Origin of the sequence: Tardiphaga sp. 619_E2_N8_4, assembly GCF_051810905.1 — a bacterium.
GTDB lineage: Bacteria > Pseudomonadota > Alphaproteobacteria > Rhizobiales > Xanthobacteraceae > Tardiphaga > Tardiphaga robiniae.
In genome coordinates, this window is the sequence record NZ_JBPWQJ010000001.1 from 4,490,476 (window position 1) to 4,504,771 (window position 14,296).

The 14,296-nt window shown below is 62.3% G+C and carries 15 protein-coding genes; 2 read left to right on the plus strand and 13 right to left on the minus strand.

The genetic code is table 11. The features are described 5' to 3' along the window. Nucleotides 1–58: 58 nt before the first annotated feature. Entirely contained in the window at nucleotides 59–709 is a 651-nt protein-coding gene (locus AB8A23_RS21590) for a protein-L-isoaspartate(D-aspartate) O-methyltransferase (RefSeq protein WP_246297623.1), read from the minus strand. 291 nt (nucleotides 710–1,000) lie between these two features. On the opposite strand from AB8A23_RS21590, the gene AB8A23_RS21595 reads away from it, so the two are divergent. Further along, on the plus strand, nucleotides 1,001–1,378 hold the full coding sequence (locus AB8A23_RS21595; protein ID WP_120289904.1) for a response regulator: 378 nt from the start codon (nucleotides 1,001–1,003) through the stop codon (nucleotides 1,376–1,378). A 27-nt stretch (nucleotides 1,379–1,405) separates the two neighbouring features. Here the strand turns inward: AB8A23_RS21595 and surE are convergent, their stop codons facing one another. Then, nucleotides 1,406–2,173 carry a 5'/3'-nucleotidase SurE gene (gene surE, locus AB8A23_RS21600; RefSeq protein WP_175367039.1) on the minus strand — a complete coding sequence of 256 codons (768 nt, stop codon included), beginning with the start codon at nucleotides 2,171–2,173 and terminating at the stop codon, nucleotides 1,406–1,408. Nucleotides 2,174–2,428: 255 nt separating this feature from the next. Between surE and AB8A23_RS21605 the strand changes: the two genes are divergently transcribed. Continuing rightward, entirely contained in the window at nucleotides 2,429–2,932 is a 504-nt protein-coding gene (locus tag AB8A23_RS21605) for a hypothetical protein (protein ID WP_175367040.1), read from the plus strand. Nucleotides 2,933–2,953: 21 nt separating this feature from the next. Here AB8A23_RS21605 and serS read toward each other — a convergent pair whose 3' ends face one another. From serS to AB8A23_RS21660, 11 genes are all read right to left on the minus strand, one after another. After that, nucleotides 2,954–4,258, minus strand: a complete 1,305-nt coding sequence (gene serS / locus AB8A23_RS21610) for a serine--tRNA ligase (protein WP_439058263.1) — start codon at nucleotides 4,256–4,258, stop codon at nucleotides 2,954–2,956. Nucleotides 4,259–4,336: 78 nt separating this feature from the next. Beyond that, entirely contained in the window at nucleotides 4,337–4,627 is a 291-nt protein-coding gene (locus tag AB8A23_RS21615; RefSeq protein ID WP_089264720.1) for a hypothetical protein, read from the minus strand. Nucleotides 4,628–4,703: 76 nt separating this feature from the next. Beyond that, nucleotides 4,704–5,519, minus strand: a complete 816-nt coding sequence (gene tatC / locus AB8A23_RS21620; RefSeq protein ID WP_089264481.1) for a twin-arginine translocase subunit TatC — start codon at nucleotides 5,517–5,519, stop codon at nucleotides 4,704–4,706. Beyond that, nucleotides 5,516–6,040: a Sec-independent protein translocase protein TatB gene (gene tatB, locus AB8A23_RS21625; RefSeq protein ID WP_120289910.1), complete on the minus strand. Its 525-nt coding sequence runs from the start codon at nucleotides 6,038–6,040 to the stop codon at nucleotides 5,516–5,518. The genes tatC and tatB overlap by 4 nt, the downstream gene beginning before the upstream one ends. 85 nt (nucleotides 6,041–6,125) lie before the next feature. Further along, nucleotides 6,126–6,365, minus strand: a complete 240-nt coding sequence (locus AB8A23_RS21630) for a twin-arginine translocase TatA/TatE family subunit (RefSeq protein WP_068730798.1) — start codon at nucleotides 6,363–6,365, stop codon at nucleotides 6,126–6,128. 141 nt (nucleotides 6,366–6,506) lie between these two features. Then, nucleotides 6,507–7,604, minus strand: coding sequence for an SMC-Scp complex subunit ScpB (scpB, locus tag AB8A23_RS21635; protein ID WP_439058262.1), 1,098 nt, complete (start codon nucleotides 7,602–7,604; stop codon nucleotides 6,507–6,509). Between the two features lie 21 nt (nucleotides 7,605–7,625). Then, on the minus strand, nucleotides 7,626–8,453 hold the full coding sequence (locus tag AB8A23_RS21640) for a segregation and condensation protein A (RefSeq protein WP_093758709.1): 828 nt from the start codon (nucleotides 8,451–8,453) through the stop codon (nucleotides 7,626–7,628). Continuing rightward, nucleotides 8,450–9,475: a beta-N-acetylhexosaminidase gene (nagZ, locus tag AB8A23_RS21645; RefSeq protein WP_439058261.1), complete on the minus strand. Its 1,026-nt coding sequence runs from the start codon at nucleotides 9,473–9,475 to the stop codon at nucleotides 8,450–8,452. The genes AB8A23_RS21640 and nagZ overlap by 4 nt, the downstream gene beginning before the upstream one ends. Before the next feature lie 46 nt (nucleotides 9,476–9,521). Continuing rightward, nucleotides 9,522–11,012, minus strand: coding sequence for an SPOR domain-containing protein (locus AB8A23_RS21650; RefSeq protein WP_439058260.1), 1,491 nt, complete (start codon nucleotides 11,010–11,012; stop codon nucleotides 9,522–9,524). Between the two features lie 105 nt (nucleotides 11,013–11,117). After that, the gene (argS, locus tag AB8A23_RS21655) at nucleotides 11,118–12,911 is read right to left on the minus strand and encodes an arginine--tRNA ligase (RefSeq protein WP_439058259.1); all 1,794 of its coding nucleotides are present in this window, start codon (nucleotides 12,909–12,911) and stop codon (nucleotides 11,118–11,120) included. Nucleotides 12,912–13,069: 158 nt separating this feature from the next. Next, entirely contained in the window at nucleotides 13,070–14,284 is a 1,215-nt protein-coding gene (locus tag AB8A23_RS21660) for a deoxyguanosinetriphosphate triphosphohydrolase (RefSeq protein WP_439058258.1), read from the minus strand. Nucleotides 14,285–14,296: the final 12 nt, after the last annotated feature.

Sequence of the window (14,296 nt, forward strand, 5' to 3'; positions counted from 1 at the left end):
TCCGTTACCAAGCCTTTAACCTTGCGACCAACACGTGACAGCCGTTCACGAACTTTTTTCAGAGTTCGCGCGCGATGCCCGGAAGTGCAGGCACGAAACGTACATCCACGAGCTCCTTTCGCTCCAATCCATCCCCGGTTTTGCGGATCCGGACCAGGGTCTGGACGCCATTATGAGGACCAACCGGCGCAAGCAGAATACCCCCCTCCTCAAGCCGATCGGTCAGCGCCACCGGCACCTCCTCCACTGCGGCGGTCACGACGATCCGGTCAAACGATCCCAAATTGGCAGCCGGATTGAGGCCATCGCCGAGCATGACCTCGATATTGTGGAGACCAAGTGCCTCCAGCCGGGTCCGGGCGGCATCGGCCAGCGTGCGATAACGCTCAATGCTGAGCACGTCGCGGACAAGCTTTGACAGGATCGCGGCCTGGTAGCCCGATCCCGTGCCGACCTCGAGCACACGGTGACCAGCATTCAATTGCAGCTGTTCGGTCATATAGGCCACCACGAAGGGCTGGCTGATGGTTTGACCGCAGGCAATGGCCAAGGCCGTATCCCGCCAGGCATGGGCGCGATCGTCCGGCTCAACGAAGCGATCACGCGGAATATCCTCCATTGCGCGCAACACCAGCCGATCGCTGATCCCACGGCGCCGCAGACCAAGCTGAAACGTCATCTGTTCAGGCGGCTGTCCGACGGTAATCATGGAAATGCCTCACGCAGCACAGGTTAGAAACACTCTCAATCTAGCAAAGATAGATTGATGTATTTCTGCGATCGGAACCGGGATAGCCTAACGACAACTTTTATTGTTCCGCGCGCGGAACCAGCAACATACCAGCCTGTTATGGGCGAGGCGCTGAAATCCTGATCTTGCTCTATCTGGTACCGAGCACGCGACTGCGTCTTTGGGTCACGAAAATGGCAATGCGTCGAGATTGCGTTCAACCCGGGAATTTGCGATTTTGTTCAGAGGATTGGGGCAAGGAAACCGGCCATGACTGCAACGAACCCGCCGGGCGGCTCCGTCTTCCTGGTCGAAGACGAGGTCATGATCCGCATGATGGTCGCCGATATGCTCGAGGAACTCGGCTATAGCGTAGCCGCCGAAGCCGGTGACATCAACGAAGCGATCAAGCTGGCTGGGTCTGCCAAGTTCGACATTGCGATCCTCGACGTCAACGTCAACGGCAAGGTGATTTCGCCGGTCGCGGAAGTGATCGCATCGCGCAACCGCCCGTTCATCTTCGCGACTGGCTACGGCGCGCAAGGCCTGCCGGAAGAATTTCGTGACCGCCCGACGCTGCAGAAGCCGTTCCAGATGGAAACGCTGGCGCAGGTGCTGTCAACGACGCTCAAGGGCGTCGCGGTCTAGGCGAGCCCACTCGCCTATTTCGAACTCTCAGCCAAGCGCCTTGGTCAGCGCTTCGGAGAATACATCATCCGTGCGATCGAGACGCAGCGGCGTGACCGAGACATAGCGCGCAGCAAGCGCTGCGAGATCGGTACCCTCCAGCGGGGCTTCCGCGGCGACGATGCGCTCGAAACCGATCCAGAAATACGGATTGTTGCGGCCATCGCGCCGCTCATCGACGCGCAGAAAGCCCTGATTGCGCTTGCCCTGCCGGGTGACAACGACACCTTTCACCTCGTCGGCCGCGCAGGCCGGGAAGTTGACGTTGATGACGGTATTCTTCGGCACGCTCGCCTTGATGACCTTGCGCAGCACGTCCGGCCCATATTTCAACGCGGTCTCCCATTGCGGGTTGTGACGCGTTTCCATGGAGAATTCCTGGCTCAACGCCACCGACGGAATGCCGAGAATGGTGCCCTCGAGCGCACCGGCGATGGTACCGGAATAGACCACGTCCTCGGCGACGTTGCGGCCCTTGTTGACGCCGGACAATACGAGATCTGGCTGCTTGTCTTTCAGGATATGGCGCGCGCCCATGATGACGCAGTCGGTCGGCGTGCCGCGCACGGCATAGTGCCGCGGGCCGACTTCGCGCAGCCGCAACGGATCGTTCAGCGACAATGAATGCGACACACCGGACTGATCGAGTTCGGGCGCCACCACCCAGACGTCGTCGGACAATTCCTTGGCGATCTGCTCGATGATCTTCAGGCCGGGGGCGTGAATGCCGTCGTCATTGGTGCAGAGAATGCGCATTCGTGAGGTGCCTTTTCGATCGGGAGGGCCGCTGGCCGGCACCGGTTTTTGCCAGCATGTGCCCGCTTTTGCCACCCCCATTTTGGGCGCTGCTCGTGCGCTGCCGAGGCTGTCTCGAAGGCGATTTTTCCCGCGAGCCGGAACATTTCGGCGGCGCCGGGATTTTTAACTTAGGTAGGTGAGTGCCAGTTGCGTCTGAAGCATGCGCGCTCGACCTGGATGGCCTTGGTCGCAGCGCCCCACAGGGCGACGGAGATGGCGAAACAGCTCGAACGGGTGTTGATCATCGGATTGCCGGCGATCGCGGTTGTCGCCCTGACGGGGTGGCTGCTGCTTCCCAGATTGGCCGAGACCAAGCCCGATCTCACCCTCAAGACGGCGGTAGTGGCAACTATGCCCGACGAGTTGAGTGAGGAGGACTTTGCCAAACCCACTCCTTCACAACTCGTCAGCGTCCCCGACGCCGCGGAGCTCAACCGTCTCAGCCTCTCCCGCCAATCGTTTCGCCGCGGCGGCCTCGGCTCCAGGGCGCTGATGACGTTCACAGTCCGCAACGCCAATGACTATCCGGTCAAGGACCTCGAAATCGCCTGCGCCTTCCGCAGCAGGGATGGGCGCTATGTGACGGAGCGGCGCCGCGTCATCGCGGAGACCGTCAGCACGAAGAGCCGCAAGGCGTTTCCGATGACGCATATGGGCTTTGTCAACATAAAAGCCGAGAAAGCCAAATGCGCGCTGGTCACAGCCAGCCGCGCCTGAGCGGCTGGCGCGCGACGACGCCTAGCCGGCCTGGACGACTTTGAGCCCGCCCATATAAGGCTGCAACACATCCGGCACGGCAATCGAGCCGTCTTCCTGCTGATAGTTTTCCATCACGGCGATCAGCGCGCGACCGACGGCGGTGCCCGAACCATTCAGAGTGTGCACGAAGCGCGGTTTGCCATCCGGCCCGCGCGAGCGCGCATCCATGCGACGCGCCTGGAAATCGCCGCAGACCGAACAGGACGAAATCTCGCGGTAAGCACCGCCGTCGCCCTGGCCCGGCATCCAGACCTCGATGTCGTAGGTCTTTTGCGCAGCAAAACCCATGTCGCCAGTACACAGCGTCATCACGCGGTAATGCAGGCCAAGCCGGCGCAGCACTTCCTCGGCGCAGGACAGCATGCGCTCATGCTCGTTCTTGCTTTCCTCAGGCGTGGTGATCGAAACCAATTCGACCTTGGTGAACTGGTGCTGGCGGATCATGCCACGCGTATCGCGGCCGGCAGCACCAGCCTCGGCGCGGAAGCACGGCGTCAGCGCCGTCATACGCAGCGGCAGCTCTTTTTCTTCAAGGATGGATTCACGAACGAGATTCGTCAGCGGGACTTCGGCGGTCGGGATCAGCCAGTAACCCTGCCCTTCACTACCGATCGCACCGGCGGCGAATTGATCATCGCGAAACTTCGGAAGCTGCGCAGTGCCAAACATCGCATCGTCGCGAACCAAGAGCGGTGGGTTCACTTCCGTGTAGCCATGCTCATTCGTATGCAGATCGAGCATGAACTGCCCGATGACACGCTCCAGCCGTGCAAGGCCTTTCTTAAGCACGACGAAGCGTGCGCCCGAGAGTTTGGCCGCGGCCTCGAAATCCATGAAGCCCAAGGCTTCGCCGATATCGTAATGAGCTTTCGGCGTGAACGCGTAGTTGCGCCTGGCGCCGAAGTGATGACGCTCGACATTGCCGTGTTCGTCGACACCCTCAGGCACGTCGTCGAGCGGCAGGTTCGGGATTTCGGCAAGCGCGACCTTGAGCTTATCCTCGGCGTTCTTCACCGCGGCTTCCATCGCCGGCATCGTTGTCTTGAGTTCGGTGACCTCGGCCATTAGCGCATTGGCGCGCACCTCGTCCTTGGTCTTCTTGGCTTCACCGATTTCCTTCGAGGCCGCATTGCGCCGGGCTTGCGCCTGCTCGGACGCAAGGATCGCGGTCCGGCGCGCTTCATCGATCGCCAGCAGCGATACCGACAGCGGCGCCAGTCCCCGCCGCTTCAGCGCAGCGTCGAAAGCTTCGGGATTGTCGCGGATCAATTTAATGTCGTGCATGACGGGATTCCTGAGCGAAAGCGGCTCTGAGTACCCCGAATAGCTGGCATTTGGAACATGAAATGGGCCAGCGGCCCGTTAATGCATGCGCTGGAGAGCCGCTAATATACCGATGCCAACCGCGACGATGCCGCCAAGACGTAACGTCATCTGCAGTGAAGATTTCTCGATAGCGGCCTGCAAATCATTCCGTGTGGCAAGCAATCTAGACTCCAGGTCCAACTTCACTCCAAGCAAGTCAGATTTCGTCACTAGCTCGGTCATGATGAAATCCCGTGCCGCTTCAGCGTGTGCCTCGGCCTGCTTATCCGCGATCCCCGCTTCGCGGAGACGCTTCGAATAGCCGAGTGTATCAAATGCAAAGGCCACAATCACCTCCCCAGCACAAGACCAAACACAACCCAAAGTAGATTGCCGAGGTTGTGATTGCAAGGAGGCGACGCCCCTACTCAGCCGGCGTCACGTCCGTGCCGGTCCCCGCCGCAGCCTTGGCAGCAGCGGCCTTGGCGGCATTCTTCTCGACCATGCTGACCGCGATAATCGAACCTTCGTAGAGGATCAGCAGCGGGATCGCGAGGGAGGCCTGGCTGATCACATCGGGCGGCGTCAGCACGGCCGCGATAACGAAAGCGATGACGATGAAGTAGCGGCGCTTTTCGCGCAGCTGCTTCGAGGTGAGGATGCCGATGCGGCCAAGCAGTGTCAGGATGACGGGGAGCTGGAAGGCGATTCCGAAGGCGAAGATCAGCGACATCATCAGTGAGAGATATTCGCCTACCTTGGGCAGCAGCGCGATCTGCGCGGTATCGGAGCTTCCGGTCTGCTGCATGCCCAGCGAGAACCGGATCAGCATCGGCAGCACGAGGAAATAGACCAGCAGCGAGCCCAGCGCGAAGAAGAACGGCGTCGCGATCAGGTAAGGCAGAAACGCGCCCTTCTCGTGCTTGTAGAGGCCGGGCGCCACGAACATGTAGATCTGCGCGGCAATTACCGGAAACGAGATGAAGCCGGCGCCAAACATCGCCAACTTGAGTTGGGTCAGAAAGTACTCCAGCAACGCGGTGTAGATGAACTTCGAATTCTCTGGGCCGGCGACCCAGACGAACGGCCAGACCAGGACGTTGTAGATCTGCTTGGCGAAGAAGAAGCAGAAGATGAAGGCCACGGCAAATGCGAGCAGCGCTTTGATCAGCCGCGACCGCAGCTCGATCAGGTGATCCATCAAGGGAGCCTTGGAGGCTTCGATATCTTCGGCACTCATGACGCTTTGGCGTCCTTCAGAACATCGGGACTGGCCGCGTCGGGGGCTGCTGCGCCATCATGGGCGGCAGCGGGAGTTTCGACCGGCGACGGCTGCACTTCCCGGGTAATGGCCAGGGGTTCGTTCACTGCAGCAGTTTCCTGCGCATGCGTCTCGGCCTCAACGAAGGTCTCGGGTGTAGGCGGCTCGGGCGTGGTGGGCACGGCCGGAGGCGTGTCGAGATTGTCAGCCTTGTCGATGGCCATGGCGTCACTGACGTCCTTGGTCAGCGAGGTCATGATGTTGTTGGTGGTGAAGCCGGAAGCGACATCCTTCACGTCGTCGAAGGCCTTTTTGACGTCGGCCATTTCGGCTTCGCGCATCGCCTCGTTGAACTGGCCCTGGAATTCTGAGGCCATCTTGCGGGCCTTGCCCATCCACTGCCCGACCATGCGCAGCACGCCGGGCAATTCCTTCGGGCCGATGGCAATCAGCGCGACGACCGCGATGACGACCAGTTCACTCCACCCGATGTCGAACATGAAAAAATCCGCTCACGCGGGGCTGGATGTGCCCGCGTCTCCTTCAATGGCCGCCGCGATCCCCAAGGACAATCCCTTCGGAACCTCAGACAACCTTGCTGCCGACGTCCGTACGGTTGGCGGTCGGCGCCGGCGGGGTCTGGTCGATGGTGCGAACCGGCTCGGTCGGCTTGTCTGCCGGCTTGTCGTCGTCCGCCATGCCCTTCTTGAAGGCTTTGATGCCCTGCGCAACGTCGCCCATCAGGTCGGAAATCTTGCCGCGCCCGAACAACAGCAGGACCACTCCGATCACGACGATCCAGTGCCAAATGCTGAGTGAACCCATCCTGCTAACCCTCCAAACACGCGGCCAGTCGCCCGGCCTGATCTGACCGGAACGTAGGCTGCGGGGGTGTCAAAAACAAGGACTTAACCCTCGTGGAATCGCGGATGTCGCGGCGCAATGCCGCGAGCGTTAATGCCGCGATCAGTGCTTGCGGTCGTTGTCCCGGTCGGTTGCGTCCGGCTCAGCGTCATCCGGCTCATCTTCGTCCTGATCGTCCTCGTCGAGCTCGTCGTCTTCCGCGTCGTCGGAATCGTCGTCGAGTTCGGCCGTTTCGGGCTCAGCGGTCTCGTCTTCACCCGACTCGGGCTCTGCGACTTCAGCCGCTTCGGCCTCGCCTTGCTCGGGCTCGATCACGTCGAGATCGCGCGCTTCAAGTTCCGCGACCTCGGCCGCTTCGCTCTCTGGCTCCACGACATCTGTCGTTTCAGTGAATTCGGCCTTGGCCTCGGCAAATGCCTGGGCCTCACCAGCATATCCGACAGTCCCGGCTTCGGGTTCCTTGAGTTGCAGTTCCGGGAATTCCGGATCGGGCGCCGACAGCGCCAGCTCCAGCTCGCCGCCTTCCAGGGGATCCTCGTCCTCGCGGAGCGTCGGATCGTCAGACGGATTGGGCACGCTGAAGCCGGACGGCAGCCGCGAATCCAAGAGGCCTGTGCCCTTGAGTTCCTCAAGACCCGGCAGATCGCCGAGTGCCTCCAGGCTGAACTGCGACAGGAAGCTCTCGGTGGTGCCGAAAGTCAGCGGACGGCCCGGCGTCTTGCGCCGGCCGCGCGGCTTGATCCAGCCGGTCTCCAGCAGCACGTCGAGCGTGCCCTTGGAGGTGATGACGCCGCGAATGTCTTCGATCTCGGCGCGGGTCACCGGCTGGTGATAGGCAACGATGGCGAGCACTTCGATCGCCGCACGCGACAGCTTGCGGGTTTCGGTGGTCTCGCGGGTCATCAGCCAGGACAGATCACCGGCGGTGCGGAACGTCCACTTATTGGCGACACGGACCAGATTGACGCCGCGCATGGCGTAATCGGCCTGCAACTGCGCCAGTGCCGCCTTGATATCGACACCATCCGGCATGCGCTTGGCCAGTGCGGACTGGTCGAGAGGCTCGGTGGACGCGAACAGCAGCGCTTCAAGCAGGCGCAATTCTTCGGGGCGCGCCTCCGACTGGACCTCGGTCTGTCCCTCGGACTGCACGATCTGATCCTCGACATCGTCGATGCGTTTCTCGGCGAGGCTTGCCATGTCTGGATCTCCTTCTTCCACTTACTCGGCCGGAACTTCCGGCTCCACCTGCACAGGCTGGGCGATGTGCTTGCGGAAATACAAAGGCGCGAATGCTTCTTTCTGGCTGAGGTCGAGCGTGCCCTCACGGACCAGTTCAAGCGCAGCTGCAAAACTCGAGGCCATCACCGTCGCGCGCTGCGCGGGGTCGGCTACATAAGCCAGCAGATATTCGTCGAGGCGGCTCCAGTCCTCGGCCATGCCGACCAACCGTTCCAGCGAGGCGCGCGCTTCGCTCAGCGACCAGACGGTGCGCTTGGCGAGATGGACGCGCGTCAGCACGCGAGCCTGGCGCTGGGTCGCATAGGCCGACAGCAAGTCGTAAAGCGTCGCCGTGAAGCGCGGATGCTTCACCTCGGCGATCGACTCGGGAACGCCGCGCGGAAAGATGTCGCGGTTGAGCTGCGGCCGGGTCATCAGCCTGTTCGAGGCTTCGCGGATGGCTTCGAGGCGGCGCAGCCGGTTGGCCAGCGCGGTCGCCATATCCTCGGCGCTCGGGCCTTCGCCCGGCACCGTCGTATCCGGCAGCAGCAGGCGCGACTTCAGGAATGCCAGCCACGCCGCCATCACCAGATAGTCGGCAGCCAGTTCCAGACGGATCTTCCGCGCGGCTTCGATGAACAGCAGATACTGGTCGGCCAGCGCGAGGATCGAAATCTTGTGCAGGTCGACCTTCTGTTGCCGCGCAAGCGCGAGCAGCAGGTCGAGCGGGCCTTCGTAGCCTTCGACGTCGACGACCAGCGACGGCTCGTCATCGGGAACGACCTCTGCCGGCAGGCCGGTTTCAAACGACAAAATCTCAGCGCTCATGCACTAGCTCCTGCTCGAGCGATCAAGGCGTCCAGTTCGGCGCGGCCGGCGGTACGGTCGAACGGCTCCGGCTGACGGCGAGCAGCAAGAGCCGCCTTAGCGCGCTCAAGCGCCTTCCCAGCCAGAACCGGGGTCTCGCTGACAACGTCGCGCATCTCGTCCAGCTTGCCGTTGCAATGCAGGACCATGTCGCACCCGGCGCTGACGATTGCCCGCGTACGTTCCGCGATCGATCCCGCCAGAGCATTCATGGACACGTCATCACTCATCAACAAACCTTGGAACCCGATACTGCCGCGAATCACCTGTTCGATGATTGTCGCAGAAGTCGTGGCCGGTTGGGTGGCGTCCAGAGCGCTAAACACAACATGTGCAGTCATCGCCATGGGCAGGTCGGCGAGCGGACGAAATGCTTCGAAATCAGAAGCTTCGAGCTCACTCTTCGCGTTATCCACGATCGGCAATTTGAAATGGGTGTCGGCCGTGGCCCGACCATGGCCGGGAATGTGTTTGAGCACCGGTAGAATGCCACCTTGCGACAGACCGTCGGTCACGGCGCGGGCAATAATCGCGACCTTGCCGGGCTCGGTGCCGTAGGCGCGATTGCCGATCACGGCATCAGCGCCCTCCACGGGGACGTCTGCCAGCGGCAGGCAATCAACGGTGATGCCGAGGTCCACAAGGTCACTCGCAATAAGCCGTGAGCTGAGCCAGGCCGCCCTGAGACCTGCTTCCGGCTCGGCATCGTAGAGAGCGCTGAACACGGCACCGGGCGGATAGACCGGCCAATGCGGCGGCCCCAGGCGCTGCACTCGACCGCCTTCCTGATCGATCAGGACCGGCGCATCGAGATCACCGGTCGTGTTGCGCAATTCTTCTACAAGTCGAGCAACTTGGGCGGGATTATCGACATTACGCTTGAAGAGAATGAACCCCCACGGTCGTTCCGCACGCAGAAATGCGCGCTCTTCAGCGGTCAGCTCCAGCCCAGATACACCGGTGATGAATGCGCGTGTGCTCATGGGGCCGATTAGCCCCCATCAACACCCAGGGTCAAGGAAACGGCCGTTAATTCCTTTGGACGACGCACTGTCCGCCGGCAGATTTCAGGTTCCCGCAGACCTGTGAGGCTTCGTCCTGCGAACCGAACGGTCCGACCATGGCCCGATAATAGGTCCCCTTGTCGCCAAGGTCGGCCTTCTTGATCAACGGCGCACGCGATCCCAGCACCGAGGGGAACTTGGTCTGCAGGGCACGGAACGACGCCTGGGCATCGCCCTCCGACCGCTGGGACGATACCTGGACCACATAGCCACCGCCGGAGGCGACTGGAGCCGCCTGCTGGGTCGGGTTGGTCGAGGCCATACGGGAGGGCGCCGGAGGAGCGGCTGCAGCCGGAGGCGCGGCCTGCGGCGACAGCGACATCGGGGCATTGGCCGATGCGTTGGCATTGGCATTGGTCGCGCGCGGTGCCGCAGCGGGCGCAGCTGCAGGAACCGCTGCCGGAGCGGCGATGCGGGCCGGCGCCTGACGGGCCGCCGGTGTGGCCCCGGCGTCGGACTGGTCACCCTTGACGGCAAAAGTACGGATCTTGCGAGGCTCATCGCCCTGCATCGCGCCATTGCCGACCATCGGCTTGTTGGATGGCGAGACGCTGGCCGTCGATGGCGGGTTGGCGTTCTGATTCAGCGGCGGGAACACCACCCGCGGACCAGCCTTGGTGGCGTCCTGCACGTTGACGGGCTGCTCTTCGCGCGACACCAGCCGCTCGGGGGCTGCGCCGCCGAGACGATCCTGGATCGGCTTGCCGTCGGTCGCGGCTGTCGCCGACGGCGGGACGATCTTGTTCGGACCGGGTTCGGCCTTGATCACAGGCGGCTCGCCGGTGCGCGCCGACCCCATAAATGTACGATAGGCGAAGGCAGCACCGGTACCCACTACGGCCAGCGCCAGCACGATGGCGACGGTCCCCATGCCACCACGGCGCTTCGGCGCCTCTTCCTGCTCGGCATAACCGTCCTGATAGGCGTAGGGATCATCCTGATACTGATCATCGTGCGGATGCTGGGCCTGTGTGCCATCGGCGTGGCCATACAGCGCATCGTCATAACGATTGGGATCATGCGGCGCGTGAGCCTGGTCGTACTGGCCCTGATAATCCTGCGCCTGATGATCCGTATGCGCGGCAAATGCTGGCGCCTGATGATAATCGGCCTCCGGCTGCAGATGCTGCGGCTCCTGATGCTGAGCGCCGTAACGCTGCACGGGATGAAGATTCTCGAACTCCTGCTGCTGCGGCTCGTGGGCTGCTGCACGCTGCATCCATGGCGGCGGGCCGGGCTGCGCGGGTTCTTCCTCATATTCCGGCTCGTCCTGATAGGCCGGTTCAGCCTGGCGCGGCGCGGGCGCAGGGCGGCTGTTGCTCGCGAACGGGTCGGTCTGCCCGATCAGCCGCGCGAGTTCGGCGAGCGGATCGCCCTCGCCCTTCGTCCGCGATTGAGCGTCGCGGCCGTAATCGTCATCCGCTGGGAAAGGTCGGTTCTGGTATCGATTAGCCATTGTGATGTCGCATCCCCTTCGGGAAAGCCGCCAACCCGCTTTTCAAACGAAACAGCTGCTATCAAGAACCACCCACAGATCCCCATGTGAGCGGCCGTCCCCTGTCTACCGCATCTCGTCCGGTGCGGTGACGCCGAGAACGGCGAGGCCCGAAGCCAGGACTGAGACGACGCTCTGGACGAGTGCCAATCGCGCTTTGGTAAGTTCTGCATCATTAGTGATAATGAAGCGTAAATGAGGCATATCCCGTCCGCGCGTCCAGAGCGCATGAAATTCGCTGGCGAGATCATACAGATAGAAAGCTATGCGGTGCGGCTCATGCGCCGTGGCCGCAGATTCTATCATCCGTGGGTACAATGCTAACTGCCGCATCAGGCCCAGCTCGGCGATATCGTCGAGCCGCTCCATCACCGCGTCTTTTAGATAGGCAATGCGCGCCTCGGTTTCCAGAGGCAGGTCGGCCAGCATCTCCCGCGCATTGCGGAAGATCGAATGGCCGCGAGCATGCCCGTACTGGACATAGAAAACCGGATTGTCCTTGGACTGCTCGATCACCTTGGCGAGGTCAAAATCCAGCACCGCGTCGTTCTTCCGGAACAGCATCATGAAGCGCACGGCGTCGGAGCCGACCTCGTCGACCACTTCGCGCAGGGTAACGAAATCGCCGGAGCGCTTCGACATCTTCACCGGCTCGCCGTTGCGCAGCAGCTTCACAAGCTGCACGATCTTGACGTCGAGCTCAGCCTTCCCTGCCGTCACCGCCTTGATCGCCGCCTGCACACGCTTGATGTAGCCGCCGTGATCGGCGCCCCAGACGTCGACCATGTTGAGGAAGCCGCGGTCGAACTTGGTCTTGTGATAGGCGATATCGGACGCAAAATACGTGTAGCCGCCGTCCGACTTCAGAAGCGGGCGATCGACATCATCGCCATAGGCGGTGGCGCGGAACAGGGTCTGCTTGCGGTCTTCGTAATCGTCGATCGGCTTGCCCTTCGGCGGTGGCAACCGGCCCTCATAGACGTCGCCCTTGGCGCGCAGGAAATCGATGGTCGCGCCGACCATATCGGTGCTGCCTGCGATCAGCGAGCGCTCGGAGAAGAACACTTCGTGGGAGATGTTCAGCGCGGCGAGATCGCCCTTGATCATCTCCATCATCATGGAAATGGCCTTGGCGCGTGTGATCGGCAGCCACTTGTCCTCGGGCATCTGATTCAGAGCAGCGCCGTGCTCAGCCGCGAGCGCCTGCCCCACCGGCGCCAGATAGTCGCCGGGATACAGGCCTTCCGGAATGTCACCGATAGCTTCGCCTAGCGCCTCGCGGTAGCGCAGATGTGCCGAGCGCGCGAGTACGTCGACCTGCGCACCGGCGTCGTTGATGTAGTATTCGCGGGTGACGTCATAACCGGCGCAATCGAGCAGACTCGCCAGCGCATCGCCAAACACGGCGCCGCGGCAATGGCCAACATGCATCGGTCCCGTCGGATTGGCCGACACGTATTCGACATTGACCTTCTCACCAGCTCCAACCGCGCTCCGGCCATACGAGGCACCGTCGCGCAACACCGTGCGCAGCGCATCGGCCCAGGCGGACGACTTCAGCGTGAGATTGATGAAGCCGGGTCCGGCGACATCCACCGACGTCACCAGATCGTCTTCGCGCAGCTTCGCAGCGATAGCGTCAGCCAGATCGCGCGGCTTGGCTTTCGCCTCTTTCGCCAGCACCATCGCGGCATTGCTCGCCATGTCGCCATGCGACGCATCCTTGGTCGGCTCGACGACGACGCGCGACAGATCGATGCCGGCGGGCAACACGCCTTCACTGACGAGGGCTTTGCAGATCGCGTGAACGCGCGCGAGCACGTTGGCGAACAGATGCGGGGTCGGAACAGTCGAGGCCATGGCGATACGGGAACCAGCTTGCGCCGGAGGATTCCGGCAGGATTGCATCAGGATGGAATAGCGGTTTCGGGGGCGTTCCGCCAATTCTTTGACGGCCGATCCGCCAAGTGGGCAAGGACCGAAATCTGTAGCCCCGAAAGGCACTTAGAAGCCTTCGCCTAACGCAATTCGGGGGTCGAGTCAAAGAGCCGGATATGCTCGGTAATGGCAAAACGGTCGGTCATCCCGGCAATGAAATTGCCGATCCGGCGCGCCTGTTCGCCCTCCGATTCCGGCTCGGCGCCTTGAGGGGGCAGCCATTCAGGCGGCAGATCCTCGGGCGCGCGCTGATAGCGTGCGAACAGGTCGGTAACCAGGCATTCCGCCTCGACCATCACCCGCATGACACGCTCATGGCGATACATGTGCTGCCAGAGGAAGGCCTTGATCCCAGCCTCGGCTTCTGCCGCGTCGGCACGAAACGCGACGAGCTTGCGCCCGCAGCGGCGAATGTCCTCCGCGGATTTCGGCAACACCGCGGCTAGTCGTTGTTCCGTCTCACCGACGACCGCTCCGATCAGATAGGAAATCAGCTCGCGCACCAGTTCGGCGCCGCGGCGGCTCTCGTCGAGACCGGGATAGCGCGTGTCGATCTTGGCGATCATGTCTTGCGTCAGCGGCATCGCCTTGAGGTCATCGACGGTGAACAGCCCGGCGCGCAACCCATCGTCGATGTCGTGAGCGTCATAGGCGATATCATCTGCAATCGCCGCAACCTGAGCCTCCATTGACGCGAAGCTCGACAGCTCCAGATCTAAGGTGCGGTCATATTCGGTGATCCCGAATGGCACGCCGTGAGTGGCATAACGTCCGACCGGCGCGCCTAACGCGTCGGTCAGAGGCCCGTTGTGTTTGACGATGCCTTCTAGGGTTTCCCAGGTCAGGTTGAGGCCATCGAACTCGGGATACCGATGCTCCAGCGACGTGACGAGGCGCAGGGTCTGGGCGTTATGATCGAAACCGCCATGGGCCTCGAGACAGGCGTCCAGCGCCCGCTCGCCGGCATGGCCGAACGGCGGATGGCCGATGTCATGGGCCAGCGCCAGGGTCTCGGTCAGGTCCTCGTCGAGGCCCAGTTGCCGGGCCACGGCGCGGGCGATCTGCGCCACTTCCAACGTGTGGGTGAGACGGGTGCGGTAATGATCGCCCTCATGGAACACGAAGACCTGGGTCTTGTGCTTGAGCCGGCGAAACGCAGTCGAGTGGATGACCCGGTCGCAATCCCGGCGAAACGCGCTGCGGGTCCGGCTCGGAGCCTCGGAAAACAGCCGTCCACGGCTGCGATCGGGGTCGCAGGCATAGGGTGCGCGGGGAGCAGCCATTCCGACCGACACGGCGTGTTTATC

Coding starts and splice junctions, on each gene's coding strand:
- AB8A23_RS21590 (WP_246297623.1), bottom strand. CDS start 709: ATGATTACCGTCGGACAGCCGCCTGAACAGATGACGTTTCAGCTTGGT.
- AB8A23_RS21595 (WP_120289904.1), top strand. CDS start 1,001: ATGACTGCAACGAACCCGCCGGGCGGCTCCGTCTTCCTGGTCGAAGAC.
- surE (WP_175367039.1), bottom strand. CDS start 2,173: ATGCGCATTCTCTGCACCAATGACGACGGCATTCACGCCCCCGGCCTG.
- AB8A23_RS21605 (WP_175367040.1), top strand. CDS start 2,429: ATGGCGAAACAGCTCGAACGGGTGTTGATCATCGGATTGCCGGCGATC.
- serS (WP_439058263.1), bottom strand. CDS start 4,258: ATGCACGACATTAAATTGATCCGCGACAATCCCGAAGCTTTCGACGCT.
- tatC (WP_089264481.1), bottom strand. CDS start 5,519: ATGAGTGCCGAAGATATCGAAGCCTCCAAGGCTCCCTTGATGGATCAC.
- tatB (WP_120289910.1), bottom strand. CDS start 6,040: ATGTTCGACATCGGGTGGAGTGAACTGGTCGTCATCGCGGTCGTCGCG.
- AB8A23_RS21630 (WP_068730798.1), bottom strand. CDS start 6,365: ATGGGTTCACTCAGCATTTGGCACTGGATCGTCGTGATCGGAGTGGTC.
- scpB (WP_439058262.1), bottom strand. CDS start 7,604: ATGGCAAGCCTCGCCGAGAAACGCATCGACGATGTCGAGGATCAGATC.
- AB8A23_RS21640 (WP_093758709.1), bottom strand. CDS start 8,453: ATGAGCGCTGAGATTTTGTCGTTTGAAACCGGCCTGCCGGCAGAGGTC.
- nagZ (WP_439058261.1), bottom strand. CDS start 9,475: ATGAGCACACGCGCATTCATCACCGGTGTATCTGGGCTGGAGCTGACC.
- AB8A23_RS21650 (WP_439058260.1), bottom strand. CDS start 11,012: ATGGCTAATCGATACCAGAACCGACCTTTCCCAGCGGATGACGATTAC.
- argS (WP_439058259.1), bottom strand. CDS start 12,911: ATGGCCTCGACTGTTCCGACCCCGCATCTGTTCGCCAACGTGCTCGCG.